6 protein-coding genes are annotated in these 15,751 nt (G+C 63.9%); 1 reads left to right on the top strand and 5 read right to left on the bottom strand.

Annotated elements, in window-relative coordinates; genetic code table 11:
• Positions 1 to 8: 8 nt before the first annotated feature.
• From AB9L16_RS08600 to AB9L16_RS08585, 4 genes are all read right to left on the bottom strand, one after another.
• Positions 9 to 7,832 (bottom strand): amino acid adenylation domain-containing protein, encoded by a 7,824-nt coding sequence (locus AB9L16_RS08600; RefSeq protein WP_375123372.1) that lies wholly within the window; start codon positions 7,830 to 7,832, stop codon positions 9 to 11.
• Entirely contained in the window at positions 7,829 to 11,230 is a 3,402-nt protein-coding gene (locus AB9L16_RS08595) for an amino acid adenylation domain-containing protein (RefSeq protein ID WP_375123371.1), read from the bottom strand. The genes AB9L16_RS08600 and AB9L16_RS08595 overlap by 4 nt, the downstream gene beginning before the upstream one ends.
• 187 nt (positions 11,231 to 11,417) lie before the next feature.
• The gene (locus AB9L16_RS08590; RefSeq protein ID WP_375123370.1) at positions 11,418 to 12,401 is read right to left on the bottom strand and encodes a TauD/TfdA family dioxygenase; all 984 of its coding nucleotides are present in this window, start codon (positions 12,399 to 12,401) and stop codon (positions 11,418 to 11,420) included.
• Between the two features lie 35 nt (positions 12,402 to 12,436).
• On the bottom strand, positions 12,437 to 13,177 hold the full coding sequence (locus tag AB9L16_RS08585; RefSeq protein ID WP_056784290.1) for a thioesterase II family protein: 741 nt from the start codon (positions 13,175 to 13,177) through the stop codon (positions 12,437 to 12,439).
• Between the two features lie 136 nt (positions 13,178 to 13,313).
• Here AB9L16_RS08585 and AB9L16_RS08580 point away from each other — a divergent pair, with 136 nt between their 5' ends.
• Positions 13,314 to 14,447, top strand: coding sequence for a cupin-like domain-containing protein (locus AB9L16_RS08580; protein ID WP_375123369.1), 1,134 nt, complete (start codon positions 13,314 to 13,316; stop codon positions 14,445 to 14,447).
• Positions 14,448 to 14,486: 39 nt separating this feature from the next.
• Here the strand turns inward: AB9L16_RS08580 and AB9L16_RS08575 are convergent, their stop codons facing one another.
• Positions 14,487 to 15,659 (bottom strand): MFS transporter, encoded by a 1,173-nt coding sequence (locus AB9L16_RS08575; RefSeq protein ID WP_375123368.1) that lies wholly within the window; start codon positions 15,657 to 15,659, stop codon positions 14,487 to 14,489.
• Between the last annotated feature and the right edge of the window lie 92 nt (positions 15,660 to 15,751).

The raw sequence follows: 15,751 nt of genomic DNA, 5'->3' as shown, positions 1-15,751 counted from the left end.
TTTCCCTCTCAAGAAATCAGTTTTTCCAGATCATCGAGGGATAGACGTTTGAGGGCCTCCAGTGATTTAGCCAATTCATCCTGAACGGGCGACATTTCGACGCGCAGCGCTTCGATCCGCGCGCAGAAATCCTTGAGGGTGTCGGTCTCGAACAACGCCTTGAGCGGTACCTTGTCGCCCAGACGTTCCTGCACCCGGGTCACCACCAGCGTCGCCAGTAACGAATGGCCGCCGAGCTGGAAGAAGTTGTCCGCCAGCCCTACCCGCTCGACTTCCAGCACCTCCTGCCAGATCGTCGCGACCTCCCATTGCAGATCGCTTTGCGGTGCATGGTATTGCTCCTGCGTCGGGCTCTCGCCCAACGCCATCAGCGCCTTGCGATCGAGCTTGCCATTGGGCGTCAGCGGGATCGCGTCGATCAGGTGCAGATGCCCCGGCACCATATGTGCCGGCAAGCGGCTGACCAGCGCACTGCGCACTCGCTCGGTCAGCGTCGACCGCTCGCTGTCCGGCGCGGCGACGAGGTAGGCATGCAGGTGTTTGCCAGCGGCGCCGTCCTGCGCCAGTACCACCGCCTCGCGAATATCGTCGAGTTCCAGCAGGCGCGCTTCGATCTCGCTGAGCTCGATGCGGAAGCCGCGAATCTTCACCTGGTGGTCGGCGCGACCGATGTACTCGATGTTGCCATCGTCGCCCTGGCGCACCAGATCGCCGGTGCGGTACAGGCGCTCGCCGTTGCTCGCGTAAGGATTCGGCACAAAGCGTTCGGCGGTCAGCGCGGCGCGGCGCAGATAGCCGCGCGTCACCCCGGCACCCGCCAGATACAGCTCGGCCGCCACGCCCTCGGGCAGCACCTGCAACTGACTGTCGAGCAGGTAGGCCACGGTGTTGTCCAGTGGCCGGCCAATGTTCGCCCGGCCCTGCGGCGTGCGCAGGGTGAAGGTCGAATAAGTGGTGTCCTCCGACGGCCCGTAGAGGTCGTAGACCTGCTGCACCTGAGTGCTGGCGTAGAGGCTGTCGACCAGACTCTGCTTGAGCGGCTCGCCGGCCAGATTGATGGTGCCGACCGAAGTCGGGATCTGCCCGGCCCGTTGCAACGCGGCAATCGCCGACGGCACAGTGTTGATCAGGGTGACCTGCTCGCGCGCCGGCAAATCCGCCAGCGCCAGAGCGTTGTCGGCCAATACCAGACAGCCTCCGCAGGCCAGCGTGACGAAGATTTCCCACACCGACAGATCGAAGCAGATCGAGGTCGAGGCCAGCACACCGCGCAATTGTTCTTCGCGATAGACACCCGCTGACCACTGAATCAGCGCCGACAGATTGCCGTGGCTGATCGCTACGCCTTTCGGTTTGCCGGTGGAACCGGAGGTGTAGATCACGTACGCCAGATTGTCTGCCGCGAGATTAACCAGTGGCGCAGCATCCGGGTATTCGCTGGCGACGTTCTCGTCCACCAGCAGCACCTGCGCACTCAAGCTTTCGGGCAGCATCGCCAAGGCCGCTGGCTCAGTGAGCAGCACCGCCGCGCGGCTGTCGTCAAGCATGTGCAGCAAGCGCTCCTGCGGGTAATCCGGGTCCAGCGGCACATAAGCGCCACCGGCCTTGAGGATCGCCAGCAAGCCGACCAGCATGTCCGGCGTGCGGCGCATGCACACGCCGACGCGCACTTCCGGCCCGACGCCCATGCCTTGCAGTTTGTGCGCCAGACGATTGGCCCGGGTATCGAGGTTTTGGTAAGCGATGGATTGCTCAGCGAACAGCACCGCGTTCGCCTGTGGCTGTCGCTGCACCTGCGCGGCGATGTGCGCCAGCACCGTGCGTTGATCCGGCGTGGTAACCGGCGCCTTGCCCCACTCGATCGCTTGTTGCCGTTGTGGCTCGGCGAGCAGTTGCAGCGTCCCCAGCGGCTGCGTGGCGTCGGCGAGGAACTGCTCGAGCAGGCCTTGCAACTGCGCACTCAACACGCGGATCGCTTGAGCGTCGAAGCTGGCCTGATCGTAACTTACGCCCAGACTCATCTCGCGGCCGGTGACCGCGACCAGCGTCAGCGGATAGTTGGTCTGCTCCTGCCGGCGGATCGCCGAGAACTTCAGGCCCGTCTGCGGTCCCTGCGCCAGCGCTTCGGCCATCGGATAGTTCTCGAACACCAGAATGCTGTCGAACAATGCCCCGGCACCCGCCCCGGCCCAGCGCTGAATGTCATACAGCGGCGTGTGTTCGTGCTCGCGCAAGGCCAGGTTGAGGTCTTGCACCTGTTGCAGCCATTGGCTGACGCCGATCTCCGGCGATGGCGCCGCCACCACCGGCAAGGTGTTGATGAACAGGCCGATCTGCTGCTCGACACCCGGCAAATCCGTCGGCCGCCCGGCGACAGTCGCGCCGAACGTCACGTGATCCTGGCCCGTATAACGCTGCAACAGCAGCAGCCACGCCGCTTGCACCAGCGTGTTGAGCGTGACTTTCTGCTCGCGGGCGAAGCGGTTCAGTTCTGCGGTCAGCGGTTCGCTGAACACATGCTGGTGATCGGCATAGCCGCTGGCCGCGTGCCTGACCGGCATGGCACTGGCCAGTCGCGTCGGCTCTTCGAGATCCGCCAGCGCCGTGCTCCAGAACTGCCGACTGGCTTGCTGATCGCGCTGGCCGAGCCATTCGATGTAATCGCGATAACGCCCCTGCCCTGTGCTCGGCACGATGCCGGCGTAACGTTGCAGCACTTCGCCGAACAACTGCGAAGTGCTCCAGCCGTCCATGAGGATGTGATGGCAGGTGTAGATCAGGTGATGAGTGTGCTCATCGGTGCGCACCAACGTCACGCGCAACAGCGGTGCGTCGAGCAGATCGAAACCGTTGTGCAGGTCTTCAGTGGCGAGATGATCAAGTGCTGAATCAAGGCCGGCGCGACCGCGCCAGTCCTGCACCTGCCACGGCATCTGCACACGGCTGCGTACCACCTGCACCGGTGCGGCTGCATCCTGCGGCCAGACGAACGCCGTACGCAGAATATCGTGGGCTTCAAGGGTCTGCTGCCAGGCCTGGCGGAAGCGCTCGGCGTCGAGCTGCTCGACATCGACGCGCAGCTGATTGGTGTAGGCCGGGCTATCCGGCTCGTTGCGGCTGTGGAACAGAATGCCTTGCTGCATCGGCGACAGCGGGTACAGATCGACGATGTCACGCGGCGCAATCGGCAATGCCGACAGCTGCGCCTGGGTCAGGTTGGCGAGGTTGAAATCCGAAGGAGTCACGCCACCTGCGCCGCTCGCGCAGCAATGTTCGATCAGGCGTTGCAGTTCGCGGCGATAAGCCTCGGCCAATGCCTCGATGGTTTCGGCGCGATACATACCGGTGCCGAAGGTCCAGGTCAGTTCCAGCTCTCCGCCGAGAACCTGACCGTCGACGCTCAGCCAATTGCCCAGCGGCGCTTGCCCATCCTGATTGGCGCCAGTCCCGTCGCTGCTTGGCAAGAACAACGCGCTCTGCTCAGCGCTGAACGCGCCGTCGAACTGACCGAGGTAATTGAAGGTCACCCGTGGTTGCGCCAGCGTCTGCAACTCGGCAGCACGCGTGAGGTAACGCAGCACGCCATAACCGATGCCTTTGCCCGGCACGGCGCGCAGTTGCTCCTTGATCGCGCACAGCGACGCAGCGGGATTGGCCTGCGGGGTCAGGCGCACCGGGAACAGGCTGCTGAACCAGCCGACCGTGCGGCTCAGGTCGATGTCGTCGAACAGGTCTTCACGACCATGGCCTTCGAGCTGGATCAACACCGAAGGCTGCTCGCTCCAGTCACACAACACCCGCGCCAATGCGGTCAGCAACAGGTCGTTGATTTGCGTGCGGTACGCCGCCGGGGCGACTTTCAGCAGTTTGTCGGTCAATGTCTGGCTCAGGCGCGTACTGGCGCGGGCGGCCTGGGCGCGGGTCTGGCTGTCCACGGCAAAATCTTGTGGCAGTGCCACGTCTTCCGCCACCAGGGTCTGGCGCCAATAATCGCGTTCGCCGGCAAGCGCTTCACTCTGTGCATAACGATGCAACTGCTCGGCCCAGTTGTGCAGCGAACTGCTCTGGCCTGGCAACACCGGCGCCGTCCCCGCCGCCCATGCGTGGTAAGCCTGCTGCAAGTCTTCGAGCAGAATGCGCCACGACACGCCGTCGACCACCAGGTGATGAATCACCAGCAACAAGCGCTGCTCGGCGTTCGGCAGGTTGACCAGCACCGCGCGCAGCAAGTGCCCGCGTTGCAAATCCAGGCTGCGCTGCGCCGCGTCGGCCACGGCCGGCAAGGCATCGAGGCTGTCCAGCTCGCGTACCCAGAGCAATTCGGCATCACCCTGCGGCTGGGGCAGTGCCTGCCAGTGATCGCCCGACTGCACAAAGCTCAAGGCCAGCGCTTCGTGCTGTTCGACCAACGTCGCCAGCGCCTTGCGCAAATGCGCGGCATCCAGCGCCAGGGTCGGTTGCAGCATCACCGACTGGTTCCAATGCTGGCGCTGGGCAAGCGGCGTCTCGAAGAAGCGCACCTGAATCGGCAGCAACGGCAACGGCCCGCGTGCCACAGGTGCGGCGACGGCAGCCGGTTTGGCTTCGATCAGTTTGGCCACGGCAGCCAATTGGCCGATGGTCTGTTTTTCGAACAACTGCTTGGGGCTGAGCTTGATGCCCTGGCGCTTGGCCCGGGCGATGATCTGCAAGCTGAGGATCGAGTCGCCGCCCAGTTCGAAGAAGTTATCGCTGCTGCCGACCCGCTCGAGCTTGAGCACCTCGGCCCAGATCGCGGCCAGTTTTTCCTCGATCTCACCGACCGGCGCGACGAACTGCTGGCTGACCACGCCGGGCACTGGCAAGGCACGCTTGTCGAGCTTGCCGTTGGCAGTCAGCGGCAGCTTTTCCAGCAACAGCAACTGCGCCGGCACCAGGTAATCCGGCAGCCGCGCCTGCAATTGCTCGCGCAGCTCCTGCGCCTGCACCTTCGCGCCCACTGCCGGCACGCACCACGCCAGCAGTTGCAGGCGCGCCGGATCGTCATCCAGTGGCAGCGCGAGCACGGCGGCTTCGCTGACGTCATCGAGGCTGAGCAACACCCGCGCGACTTCCGCAGGCTCCACACGGTAGCCGCGCACTTTGACCTGATCGTCGGCACGACCGATGAACTCCAGCGCCTGCTCGCGATTGCGCCGGACCCGGTCGCCACTGCGGTAGACCCGCGCGCCCGCTGCGCCGAACGGGTCGGGCAGGAAGCGTTCTGCGGTCAGCGCTGGCTGATTCAGGTAGCCAAGGGCAACGCTGTCGCCACCGATGTACAACTCACCAGCAACCTGATCGGCTACCGGGTTGAGCACATCGTCGAGCACATAGACATGGGCACCGGCCAACGCCGTGCCGACCGGAACACTGCGTGCTTGCGCGGCAAGCACTTCGACCTCATGGGTCAGCACGCCCACGGTGGTTTCGCTCGGCCCGTAGTGGTTGATCAGGCGGCAGCCCGGCTTAAGTTGCTGCACGCGCTCGACCAGTGCCGGCGAACAGGCTTCGCCGCCGACGATCAGTGCGTGTTCCGGCAGCACATCGGCAGGCTTGGCCGCCTGCAACAGCGCGGCGAGATGCCCGGGGACGATCTTCAGCACGCCAACGCGATGACGGGCCATGTATTGGGCAAAGCGGTCCGGGTCGAAGCCGAGTTCTTCCGGCAGCACATGCAGCAATCGGCCCGAGCACAACGCGCCGAACAGCACCGTGAAGCCAAGGTCGGCGGCGATGGTCGAGACCAGCGCCATGCTCGCCTCCGGCGCCGGCGCCAGACGCTCGAGTACACCGCGCACATAACTGCCCAGCGCGCCGTGGCTGACCAGCACGCCCTTGGGTTGCCCGGTGGAACCGGAGGTGTGAATCACGTAGGCCGGCGACTGCGCATACAGCGTCAGCTCAGGCGCGGATGCCAGCAGCGACTGCCATTGCCCCGGCGCAAACTCCAGACCCTGACAGCCCTCAGCCGCCAGTTCGCTGAGCCGTGCGTCGCCTTCAGCACCGATCAGCGCCCGCGCCTGCGCAGCGCCGAGCATCTGCTTCAGGCGCGCGCTTGGCGCCTTGACGTGGAGCGGCATGTACACCGCGCCAGCCTTGAGAATCGCCAATACGCAAGTCAGCCAGTCCAGCGAACGTTCCAGCAGCACCGCCACCGGTTCGCCGACATTGACGCCCTGCGCACGCAAATAATGGGCGAGACGGTTGGCTTGTTCATCCAGCGCCTGGAAAGTCACCGTTTGCTTGAGATCCCGAGCGGCCAGCGCCTGTGGCTGCCGCGCCACTTCACGCGCCCAGTGTTGCAACACCGTCAACGCCGGTTCGCGGTGAATGGCAAGCGCAGCAGGCCGCCGCGTGGCCACGGTGTGCAATGGCGCCTGCGGCGAGTCGAGCAACTGTGCAAACAGGTCCAGCAACATCGGCACAAAACCGGCGACCGTTTCCGCCCGATAGAGATCGCTGGCATAGGTCATCTGACCGTGGATCAGTGCGCCGTCGTCGGTGATGTCCAGGGCCAGATCGAAATGCGTGCCGTCCTTGGCCAGCGGGTATTCGCTGACGGTCAGGCCGGGCAAGGCCATCGAGCGTTGTTTCTGCATGCCGACGTTCTGGTTGAACTTGGCCTGGAACAGCGGGTTGTGGCCCAGGGTGCGTTCGGCGACCAGTTCGTCGACGAGTTGCTCGAACGGCAATTCCTGATGCGCCTGCGCGCCGAACGCCGCTTCTCGCACCTGCGCGAGCAAATCGGCGAAACTGCCGCGCTCATCGACCTGGCAGCGCAGGACCTGAGTGTTAACGAAGAAACCGATCAGCCCTTCGACTTCGGCGCGGCCACGGTTGGCATTGGGCACGCCGACACGAATGTCGCGCTCGCCGGCCAGACGCGAAAGGAACAGCGAGAACCCGGCCAGCACCAGCATGAACAGACTGATCCCCTGGCTGCGGGCAAAAGCATTGAGCTGTCGCGACAGCTCGGCACCAAAATCGAAGCTCAGGGTCTGCCCGGCGAAGCTCTGGGTCGGTGGTCGGGCAAAGTCCGCTGCCACTTCCAGCAGCGGATGCTCGTCGCCCAGTTGCTGACGCCAGTAGTCGAGCTGGCGTTCGCCCTCGCCGGCTTCCAGCCAGCGCCGCTGCCAGATCGCATAGTCGGCGTATTGCAACGGCAGTGCCGGCAATTGCGGCTCGCGCTGCAAGCTGAACGCCTGATAGCACTGCACGAATTCCTTGACCATGACGTCCATCGACCAGCCATCGGAGACGATGTGATGCATGCTCACCACCAGCACGAATTCATCGTCGGCCAAGGCAAACAGGCTGGCGCGCAGCAACGGGCCGTGGCGCAGATCGAACGGTTGCGCGGTGACGTCTTGTACGTGTTGCGCGAGCAGTTCTTCGCGCTCTTGCGCGGCGACGTCGGTCAGATCAAAGCGGTCCAGGGCAATTTTCTGCTGCTCGAGAATCACCTGATGCGCTTGATCGCCGTCGGTGTGAAACACCGTGCGCAATACTTCATGGCGCGCCAGCAGATGATCGAACGAGCGGCTCAGGGCCGACTCATCCATCCGGCCTTTCAGACGCAAGCCAGCGGCCATGTTGTACGCGGCGCTGTGCGGTTCCAGTTGCCACAGGAACAGCAGGCGTTGCTGGGCGAATGAAAGGGGAATCTGCCCGCAGTCGTGGCGGCTGACCGGCAACGGCAACAGGCTGAAGTCCTTGCCCTCCTCGCGCAGTTTGGCGAGAAACAGCCGACGCTGTTCCAGCGGCAAGCCGACGAACCTTTTTGCAATACGTTCCGCCATCGTGCCGCTCATACTTCTTCTCCTTGCAAAGCATTCATGAACTGATCCAGGTCGGACCAGTCGTCGTCGCCGCTCGCCTCGGCCAGTTGCCCGAGCACCTCGGCCAGATCCGCCAGCAGCGGTTTTTCGAACAGGCTGCGCAGTGGCAGCACCACGCCCATCTGCTCCTTGACCCGGGCAATCACCTGCGCGGCCAACAACGAATGACCACCCAGTTCAAAAAAGTGATCATCCAGGCCCACACGCGGCACGTGCAGCACCTCGGCCCAGACCTGCGCCAGACATTGTTCAGCCGGTGATTGCGGGGCGCGGTAATCGCCCTGCAACTGCGCAGGATCCGGCGCTGGCAAGGCCTTGCGGTCGAGCTTGCCACTCGGTGTCAGCGGCAGGTTCGCCAGCAACAGCAGATGCCCCGGCACCATGTAATCCGGCAGGCTGGCTTGCAGCGCGGCGCGGGTCTGCTGACGGAATGCCGCTTGCGTCGCCGCGCTGGCGAGCACCGCAGGTTCTGTCACAACGTAGGCGACCAGTTGCGCACCGCCGGCGAACGGCACCGCCAACACCACTGCTTCGCGAACGCCCGAACATTGCTGCAGGCGCGATTCGATCTCGCCCAGTTCGATGCGAAAGCCACGAATCTTCACTTGATGATCGACCCGACCGACATATTCCAGCGCGCCATCGCCGCGCAGCCGCGCACGGTCGCCAGTGCGATACAGGCGCTGGCCGTCGGCAAACGGGTCGGCAATGAAACGCTCGGCGCTGAGGCTCGGTTGGCGGTGATAACCGCGCGCCAGACCCGGTCCACCGATGTACAACTCGCCCACCGCGCCTTGCGGCAGCAGGTTCAGATCATCGTCGAGCACGTACAGACGCCGCGCCGCCAGGCCCTTGCCGATCGGCATGCCGCGCCACGACACGTCCTGCGCGGTCAGCGCAGTGCAGTCATGAATCGTCGAGACCACCGTGGCCTCGGTCGGGCCGTAGGTGTTGAGCAGGCGCATATGGCCGAGCCCGGCCTGTTGCCACAAGCGCAAACCGTCCACCGCCATGGCTTCACCGCCGACGTGAATCTGCCGCAGCGCGCCGAAACTTGCCGGCGGTTTCGCCGCGTATTCCTGCACCAGCCAATACCAATAAGCCGCTGGCAGATCGGCCAGGGTGATGCCCTGATCGATGATCACCTGATGCAGCGTCGCGCTGTCCCACAACGGCGCATCGCGCATGACCACGCTGGCGCCATGGCACAGCGGCGGGAAAAACTGCTCGACGAAACCGTCGAAACTGCTGGTGGCAAATTGCAGAACCCGGTCGCCTTCGCGCAGATCGCTGTAATCGATGGCGCGGGCAATGAACTCGCTCAGCGCGCCATGACTGACCGCCACCCCTTTCGGCCGTCCGGTGGAGCCAGAGGTGTAGATCACGTAAGCGAGGTTGTCGGCTTCGACCGTGACCGGCAGATTGTCGCTCTGTTCGCTGGCGGGCAATTGCTCCAGACACAGGCATTCGATGCCGTCGAGCGGCGGCAGGCTGGCGAGGCTTTGCTGGTCGCCGAGCAACAGTTGCAAACCACTGTCAGCGAGCACATGGCGCAAGCGTTCGGCCGGCGTCTGCGGATCCAGCGGCACATAGGCACCACCGGCCTTGAGCACCGCCAGCAGCGCCACCGCCAATTCCAGCGAACGCCCCAGCGCGACGCCGACCAGCACGTCCGGGCCGACACCCTGTGCGCGCAACTGATGGGCCAAGCGATTGCTGCGGCTGTTGAGTTCGTCGTAGCTGAATGCCGGCGCAGGCGCTGTGGCCAACCGCACCGCCGGCGCTTGCGCGGTCCGTGCGACTTGCGCTTCGAACAGGCTTTGCACGCTAGTGAAACGAGGCGCTGGCGCGGTGGCCTGGATCAACCCGTGGCGTTCGCTGTCGGCGAGCATCGCCACTTCGCCGATCAACTGCTGCGGGTCACGGCACACCGACTGGAGAATGTTGCGCCAATGCCCGGCCAGCGCGCCGATGGTCGCGGCGTCGAAAATATCCGTGGCGTACGTGAAGGCGGCAAACAGTTGCTCGCCTTCCTCGCGGGTGTCGAGCATCAGGTCGCTGGTGGCCGCGTGCTGTCGAGCGCTGCCGGCCAGTTGTTCCTCGCTCAGATAGCCCACGCGCAAGCCTGAAGCGAGTTGCGCCTGGTGCAAATCGGTGACCAGCGGCTGATGGTTGAACATCACCTGAAACAGCGGATTGTGGCTTTGACTGCGCGCCGGTTGCAGGGCTTCGATCAAGGCGTCGAACGGCAGATCCTGATGGGCCTGGGCGCCGAGGGCGGCCTGGCGCAGGTTCTGCAGCAACTCGGTGAAGGGCGTTTGTGCGGTGACCACGCTGCGCAGAATCTGGGTGTTGACGAAGAAGCCGATCAACCCTTCGGTTTCACTGCGGGTGCGGTTGGCGATCAGCCCGCCGACACGAATATCGGTCTGGCCGCTGTAGCGATGCAACAAGGTCTTGAACGCCGCCAGCAGCACCACGAACAAGGTTACGCCCTGACGCTGGGCAAGGTTTTTCAGCTCTTCGCGCAGGGCTGCGTCGATCACCGTTTCCAGGCGTGCGCCCTGATGACTGGACTGCGCCGGATAGGCGCGATCGGTGGGCAATTCCAGCACTGGATGTTCGTCGCCCAGTTGCGTGCGCCAGTAGTCCAATTGCCGCTCGCGCTCACCGGCCTCGAGCCAGCTGCGCTGCCACAGTGCGTAGTCGCGGTAATGCACGCTCAACGGCGCCAGCGTCGGATCACGCCCGGCGACCAACGCGTCGTAAGTGCGCATGAATTCGTCGATCAGAATGTTCATCGACCAGCCGTCGGCGATGATGTGATGCAGGGTCAGCAGCAGCACATGTTCCTGCTCGGCCAGGCGTAACAGACGCAGACTCAGCAGCGGGCCGTTCTGCAGGTCGAAGGCCTGGGTCGCCTCGGCCATCATGTGCTGCTGCGCCAGCGGCCAGCGCCGGGCTTGGGGCAACTCGCTCAGGTCAGTCACGGGTAGTTTCAGAGGCTGAGGTTCGGCCACACGCTGGAAGGCCCGCTCGCCGTCCTGGCCGAAGGTGGTGCGCAAACATTCGTGGCGCGCCGCCAGACGGCTGAAGGCCTGCTCCAGTGCCTCGACTTGCAACTCACCATCCAGACGCACCGCCATCGGCAGGTTGTAGGCGGCGCTGGTCGGCTCCAGCTGCCAGAGAAACCACATGCGCTGCTGCGCGTAAGACAGGCCGTCACGCTCGGCGATGCCGTCGCAGGCGGTCATGGGAAGCTGCGCAAAATCGATGCCTTCGCGGGCCATGCCGGCGAGGAACAGACGGCGTTTGTCCTGGGGCAATTCGATAAAGCGGCGGGCTAGTTTCTGTGCGTCTGCGGCATTCATGCGTGGAGTCCTTGCTGATCGGCGGCGTGACCTGGAGACCCGGTCGTATCAACAAGAACGAATGGCCCGCGCGATGATTTAGCGCACCGGCGGCAATCGCGGCCCGACGGTACGAAGGCCAGACACGCAAATGCCGAAGCCGGTACAGGCCCGGATTCGGCATTTGAGTTGAAGGGTTGCGAACAGGTCAGCGCACGTCCTGCGAATGCCCCTCGGCCATCGCCACGATGACTTTGCGCGGCCCTTCGAACGGTGAGCGCGCGTGAGCCGAGAGCATGTTGTCGAGCATCAGCACATCGCCCTCCTGCCAGGGGAAACTGATCGCACAGTCGTCGAGCACCGCGCGAATCTGCGCCAGCACATCGTCTTCGATCGGCGAGCCGTCGCCGTAGTAGACGTTACGTGGCAGGTCTTCTTCGTCAACGATATCGAGCAGGCTTTCGCGCACGTCCGCTGGCAGGTTGGAGATGTGAAACAGGTGCGCCTGATTGAACCAGACGTGATCGCCCGTTACCGGGTGCACCGCCACCGCCTGACAGATCTGGCGCGTGCGCAGCTCACCGTCGTCCTTCCACTCGCAGACAATGCCGTGAGCCTTGCAGTAGGCCTCGACGACTTCACGGTCTTCGGTGTTGAACACGTCTTCCCAGGCCACATCGAGGCCATTGCCGAAGTTGCGCACGTACATCAGGCCTTTGCTGACGAAACGCTCGCGGATCGCCACCGGGATGCGCCGGTACACTTCGCGGCTGTCGGCAATCGGCGTCTCACCGCCGGACCTGGCGGCGATCATGCTGTAGAACCAGATCTTCATCGGCCAGTCGCGGGAATAAGCCTGTTCGTTGTGCAGCGGAATGCTTTGGTGCGCCGGGTATTCGGTGGAGGTGTACACGCCTTGGGTGACATTGGTACGCGGCGTCGAGCCGAACTCGTAGTTGAGCAATGGATGGCCGAAACTCGCGGCAAACTGGCGAAACTGCTCGGCGCCGTCGAGGCGGAAGCCGCGAAACAGCACGCCACCGTCGCGCAGCAGATGCTCGTCGACCAAGGCCTTCAATTCATCGAATACCGCCAACAGATCGGTGTCGGCATCGCTTGCTTCGACCAACAGCGGCAAACGTCCGCGCTGCGGCAGCAACGGCCGCACGGAAAACCCCAGAGCAACAGCCATGACTGGCCTCCTGAAAATGATAGATGGGTCGCGTCTCAGAACGCCGGTTGCGCGGCCTGCGCATGGCGCCGGTGATGCACTTCCAAATGGGTCTTGATCGTGCGAATGACCCGCGCTTCATGCTCATGAATGAAGAAATGCCCGCCGGTCATCATGTCCACCGAGAAACTGCCCAGGGTCTCTTTGCTCCAGCCGATCAATTGTTCGGTGGTGGCGCGGTCTTCCTTGCCACCGAGCACGTGCACCGGGCAATTGAGCAAGGGCCGCTCGGCAGGCGTGAAGCGCCCGCACATCATGAAATCGGCGCGCAGCACCGGCAGGGTCAGGCTCATCAGCTCTTTATTGGCGAGGACTTCTTCGCTGGTGCCCTGAAAAGTGCGCAACTGTTCGATGAGTTCTGCATCGCTGCGCGGTTCGGCAAAGCCTCGGTCGTAATCGCTGCGCATGGACGGTGCGGCGGTGCCGGAGGCGAACAGCGCCAGCGGCTCCGGCACACCCAATTCGCGAAAGGCATGGGCCATTTCGCAGGCGAGCAACGCACCGAGGCTATGCCCGAACAACGCATACGGGCCTTGCAACCCCGGCTTGTGCTCGCGCGCCAGTTGCCGCGCCAGTGCGCGCATGTCGGTTTGCAGCGGTTCATCGAACCGCGCGCCACGTCCCGGCAGTTCCACCGGTTGCAATTGCAGCCACGTCGGCAGTTGACGCCGCCAGCGGCTGTAAACCATGGCGCTGGCGCCCGAATAGGGCAGGCACAGCAATGTCAGCTTGGTCACCGCGCTTTCCTTGAAAAATGTGTCTGCAAGAAAGACGGATCACTGGCCGGACAAATTAGTCGCCCGGTCGCTAAATTCCCCCGCCAGCCGCTCGTTGCCTGTTCAGGAAAAAAACAACAATCGCGAGGGAATCACCGTGGACCTGCAGAGCATTCTGGGCAAGTTGTTCGCCAACGCCGGCGCGGTCGGCATCGAGGGGGTTTTCCAGTTCATCTTCAGTGCGCAACAGGCGTACTGGTATGACATCAAGACCAGCCAGCGCACCGCAGCCGGTCGCCACCCCAGCCCGGACGTGACCATCGAAGTCGCGGAAAAGGACTTTTTGGGGATCATGGCCGGCGTGGCCAACGTCGAGGAACTGTTCGCCAGCGGGCGCCTGAAGATCGGCGGCAACATGGGCCTGGCGACAATGCTGCCGCAGATCATCGACCACGCCCGCCAGGGAGGCGGCACGGTGGAAAAGGTCGACATGAACAAGCGCTACCCGACGCCGCCACGCTTCAGCGAAAAGCTCACTGCCGCGCTGCCTCGGCAGACCAGCGTCGAACGTCGCACACGCGCCGAGTTGAGCCGGCACGAATTCGAAACCCGGTATCTGCCCAACGGCATTCCGTTGGTGATCAGCAATGCCCTGCACGACTGGCCACTGTTCAGCCTGAGCCGCGAGGAGTCGCTGGTGCATTTCGCCGAACTGCAGGGCATCACCCGTCATGGCGATTACGTGAAGAAGACCTTTTCCACCGAGCGTGATTTCCGCTCGACCTCGATGGCCGAGTTCATTGCCTCGCTGGACAGCCCGGCGGTCAAAGGCGCGGATGGCGAGCCGCCGGCGTACATGGGCAACAACATCCTGCCGGCGCAGTTGTTGCAGCAGATCCAGTACCCGCCCTACTTCGACACGTCGTTGTTCATTCCGCCACGGATCTGGATCGGCCCCAAGGGCACGCTGACGCCGTTGCACCGCGATGACACCGACAATCTCTTCGCGCAGGTCTGGGGGCAGAAAAAATTCACCCTTGCCGCGCCGCATCACCGCGAGGCACTGGGCACTTGGTCGACCGCGCCCAAGGGAGGTCTGGATGGCTGCGATTTCAACCCGGACGCGCCGGACTATGAACGCTTCCCGGCAGCGCGGGAGGTGACGTTTTTGCAGGTGACGCTGGAGGCTGGGGATCTGCTGTTCCTGCCCGAGGGCTGGTTCCATCAGGTGGAGTCGGTGTCGACGTCGCTGTCAGTCAACTTCTGGATCAACTCCGGCCGAGGCTGGTAACCCGATCCCTTGCACTCGTCAGCTCCTACAACAGGACTGTTATTTCAAGTGACGGAAACTTTGAAACGCGGAAATCAGCACCACCGCCCCCGCCGCAATCGCCAGCCAGAATCCGCTGCGCGCACCAAACGCGTCCACCAGCGCGCCGGAACCGGCGGCGCCGATCGCCACGCCGATGCTCAGCCCGGTCACCAGCCAGGTCAGGCCTTCAGTCAGTTTGGCCGGTGGCACGATGCGTTCGATCAACGCCATCGCGACGATCAGCGTCGGTGAGAAGAACAGCCCGGCGATAAATACCGCGATCGACAAGCCGAGGATATTGCTCGCCAAGAGCAGCGGCAGCGTCGTCACTGCCGTCGCCACGCCGCCGTAGAGAAACAGGCGCGGCAGCGGCAGTTTCGAACGCATCGCACCGAAGGCGATGCCGGCCAGGCATGAACCAATCGCGTATACCGACAAGACAATACTCGCCGCTGCCGGCTGGCCCTGATGTTGAGCGAAGGCGACGCTGACCACGTCGATCACCCCGACGATCACGCCCATCGCCAGCATCAAGGCCAGCAGCCATTGCACGTCGGTCGAGCGAATGATCGAGCCCCGATGCTGCGACTCCTGCGCGTGCACGGGCGGCTCGGTGCTGCGCTGGGCGACAAACGCCGTCACGCCAATGGCCAAGGCCAACAACGCCGCCAGTGGCCCGGCCTCGGGAAACACCGCGACCGACAAGCCCACCGACAGCGGCGGCCCGACGATAAAACACACTTCGTCGAGCACCGACTCCAGGGCATACGCCGTCTGCAATTGCGGCTGGCCACGATAGATCTCGGTCCAGCGCGCCCGCACCATCGCCGACATGCTCGGCATGCACCCGGCCAGCGCGGCAAAAATGAACAGCGTCCAGGTCGGCGCCTGCAAACGTGTGCACAGCAGCAACATCAATAACCCGCCGCCACCGGTCAGCGCTGCGATCGGCAGCACCCGCCCCTGCCCATAACGGTCCACCAACCGCGATACCTGCGGCGCGCAAAACGCCGTGGCCAAGGCAAACGTCGCCGCCACCGCACCGGCCAAAGCATAGCCGCCCTTGAGTTGCGAGAGCATGGTGATAACGCCGATGCCGGTCATCGAAATCGGCATGCGCGCGATCATCCCGGCCAGGACAAAATTGCGTGCGCCGGGGGCAGTGAATAACTCGCGGTAGGGGTTTGCCATGAACTGCAGCCTCATCAGGGGCCGCCACGTTGCCATAGCGTCGGGGGGTCGGGGAAGCGGGGAATTGTTGGTGGAGTGTGAAGGTGTACAAC

It is taken from the genome of Pseudomonas sp. LW8, assembly GCF_041956865.1.
GTDB lineage: Bacteria > Pseudomonadota > Gammaproteobacteria > Pseudomonadales > Pseudomonadaceae > Aquipseudomonas > Aquipseudomonas siliginis.
Note: the sequence above shows the minus strand (reverse complement) of the source record. Positions and strands in the feature narration are given on the sequence as shown.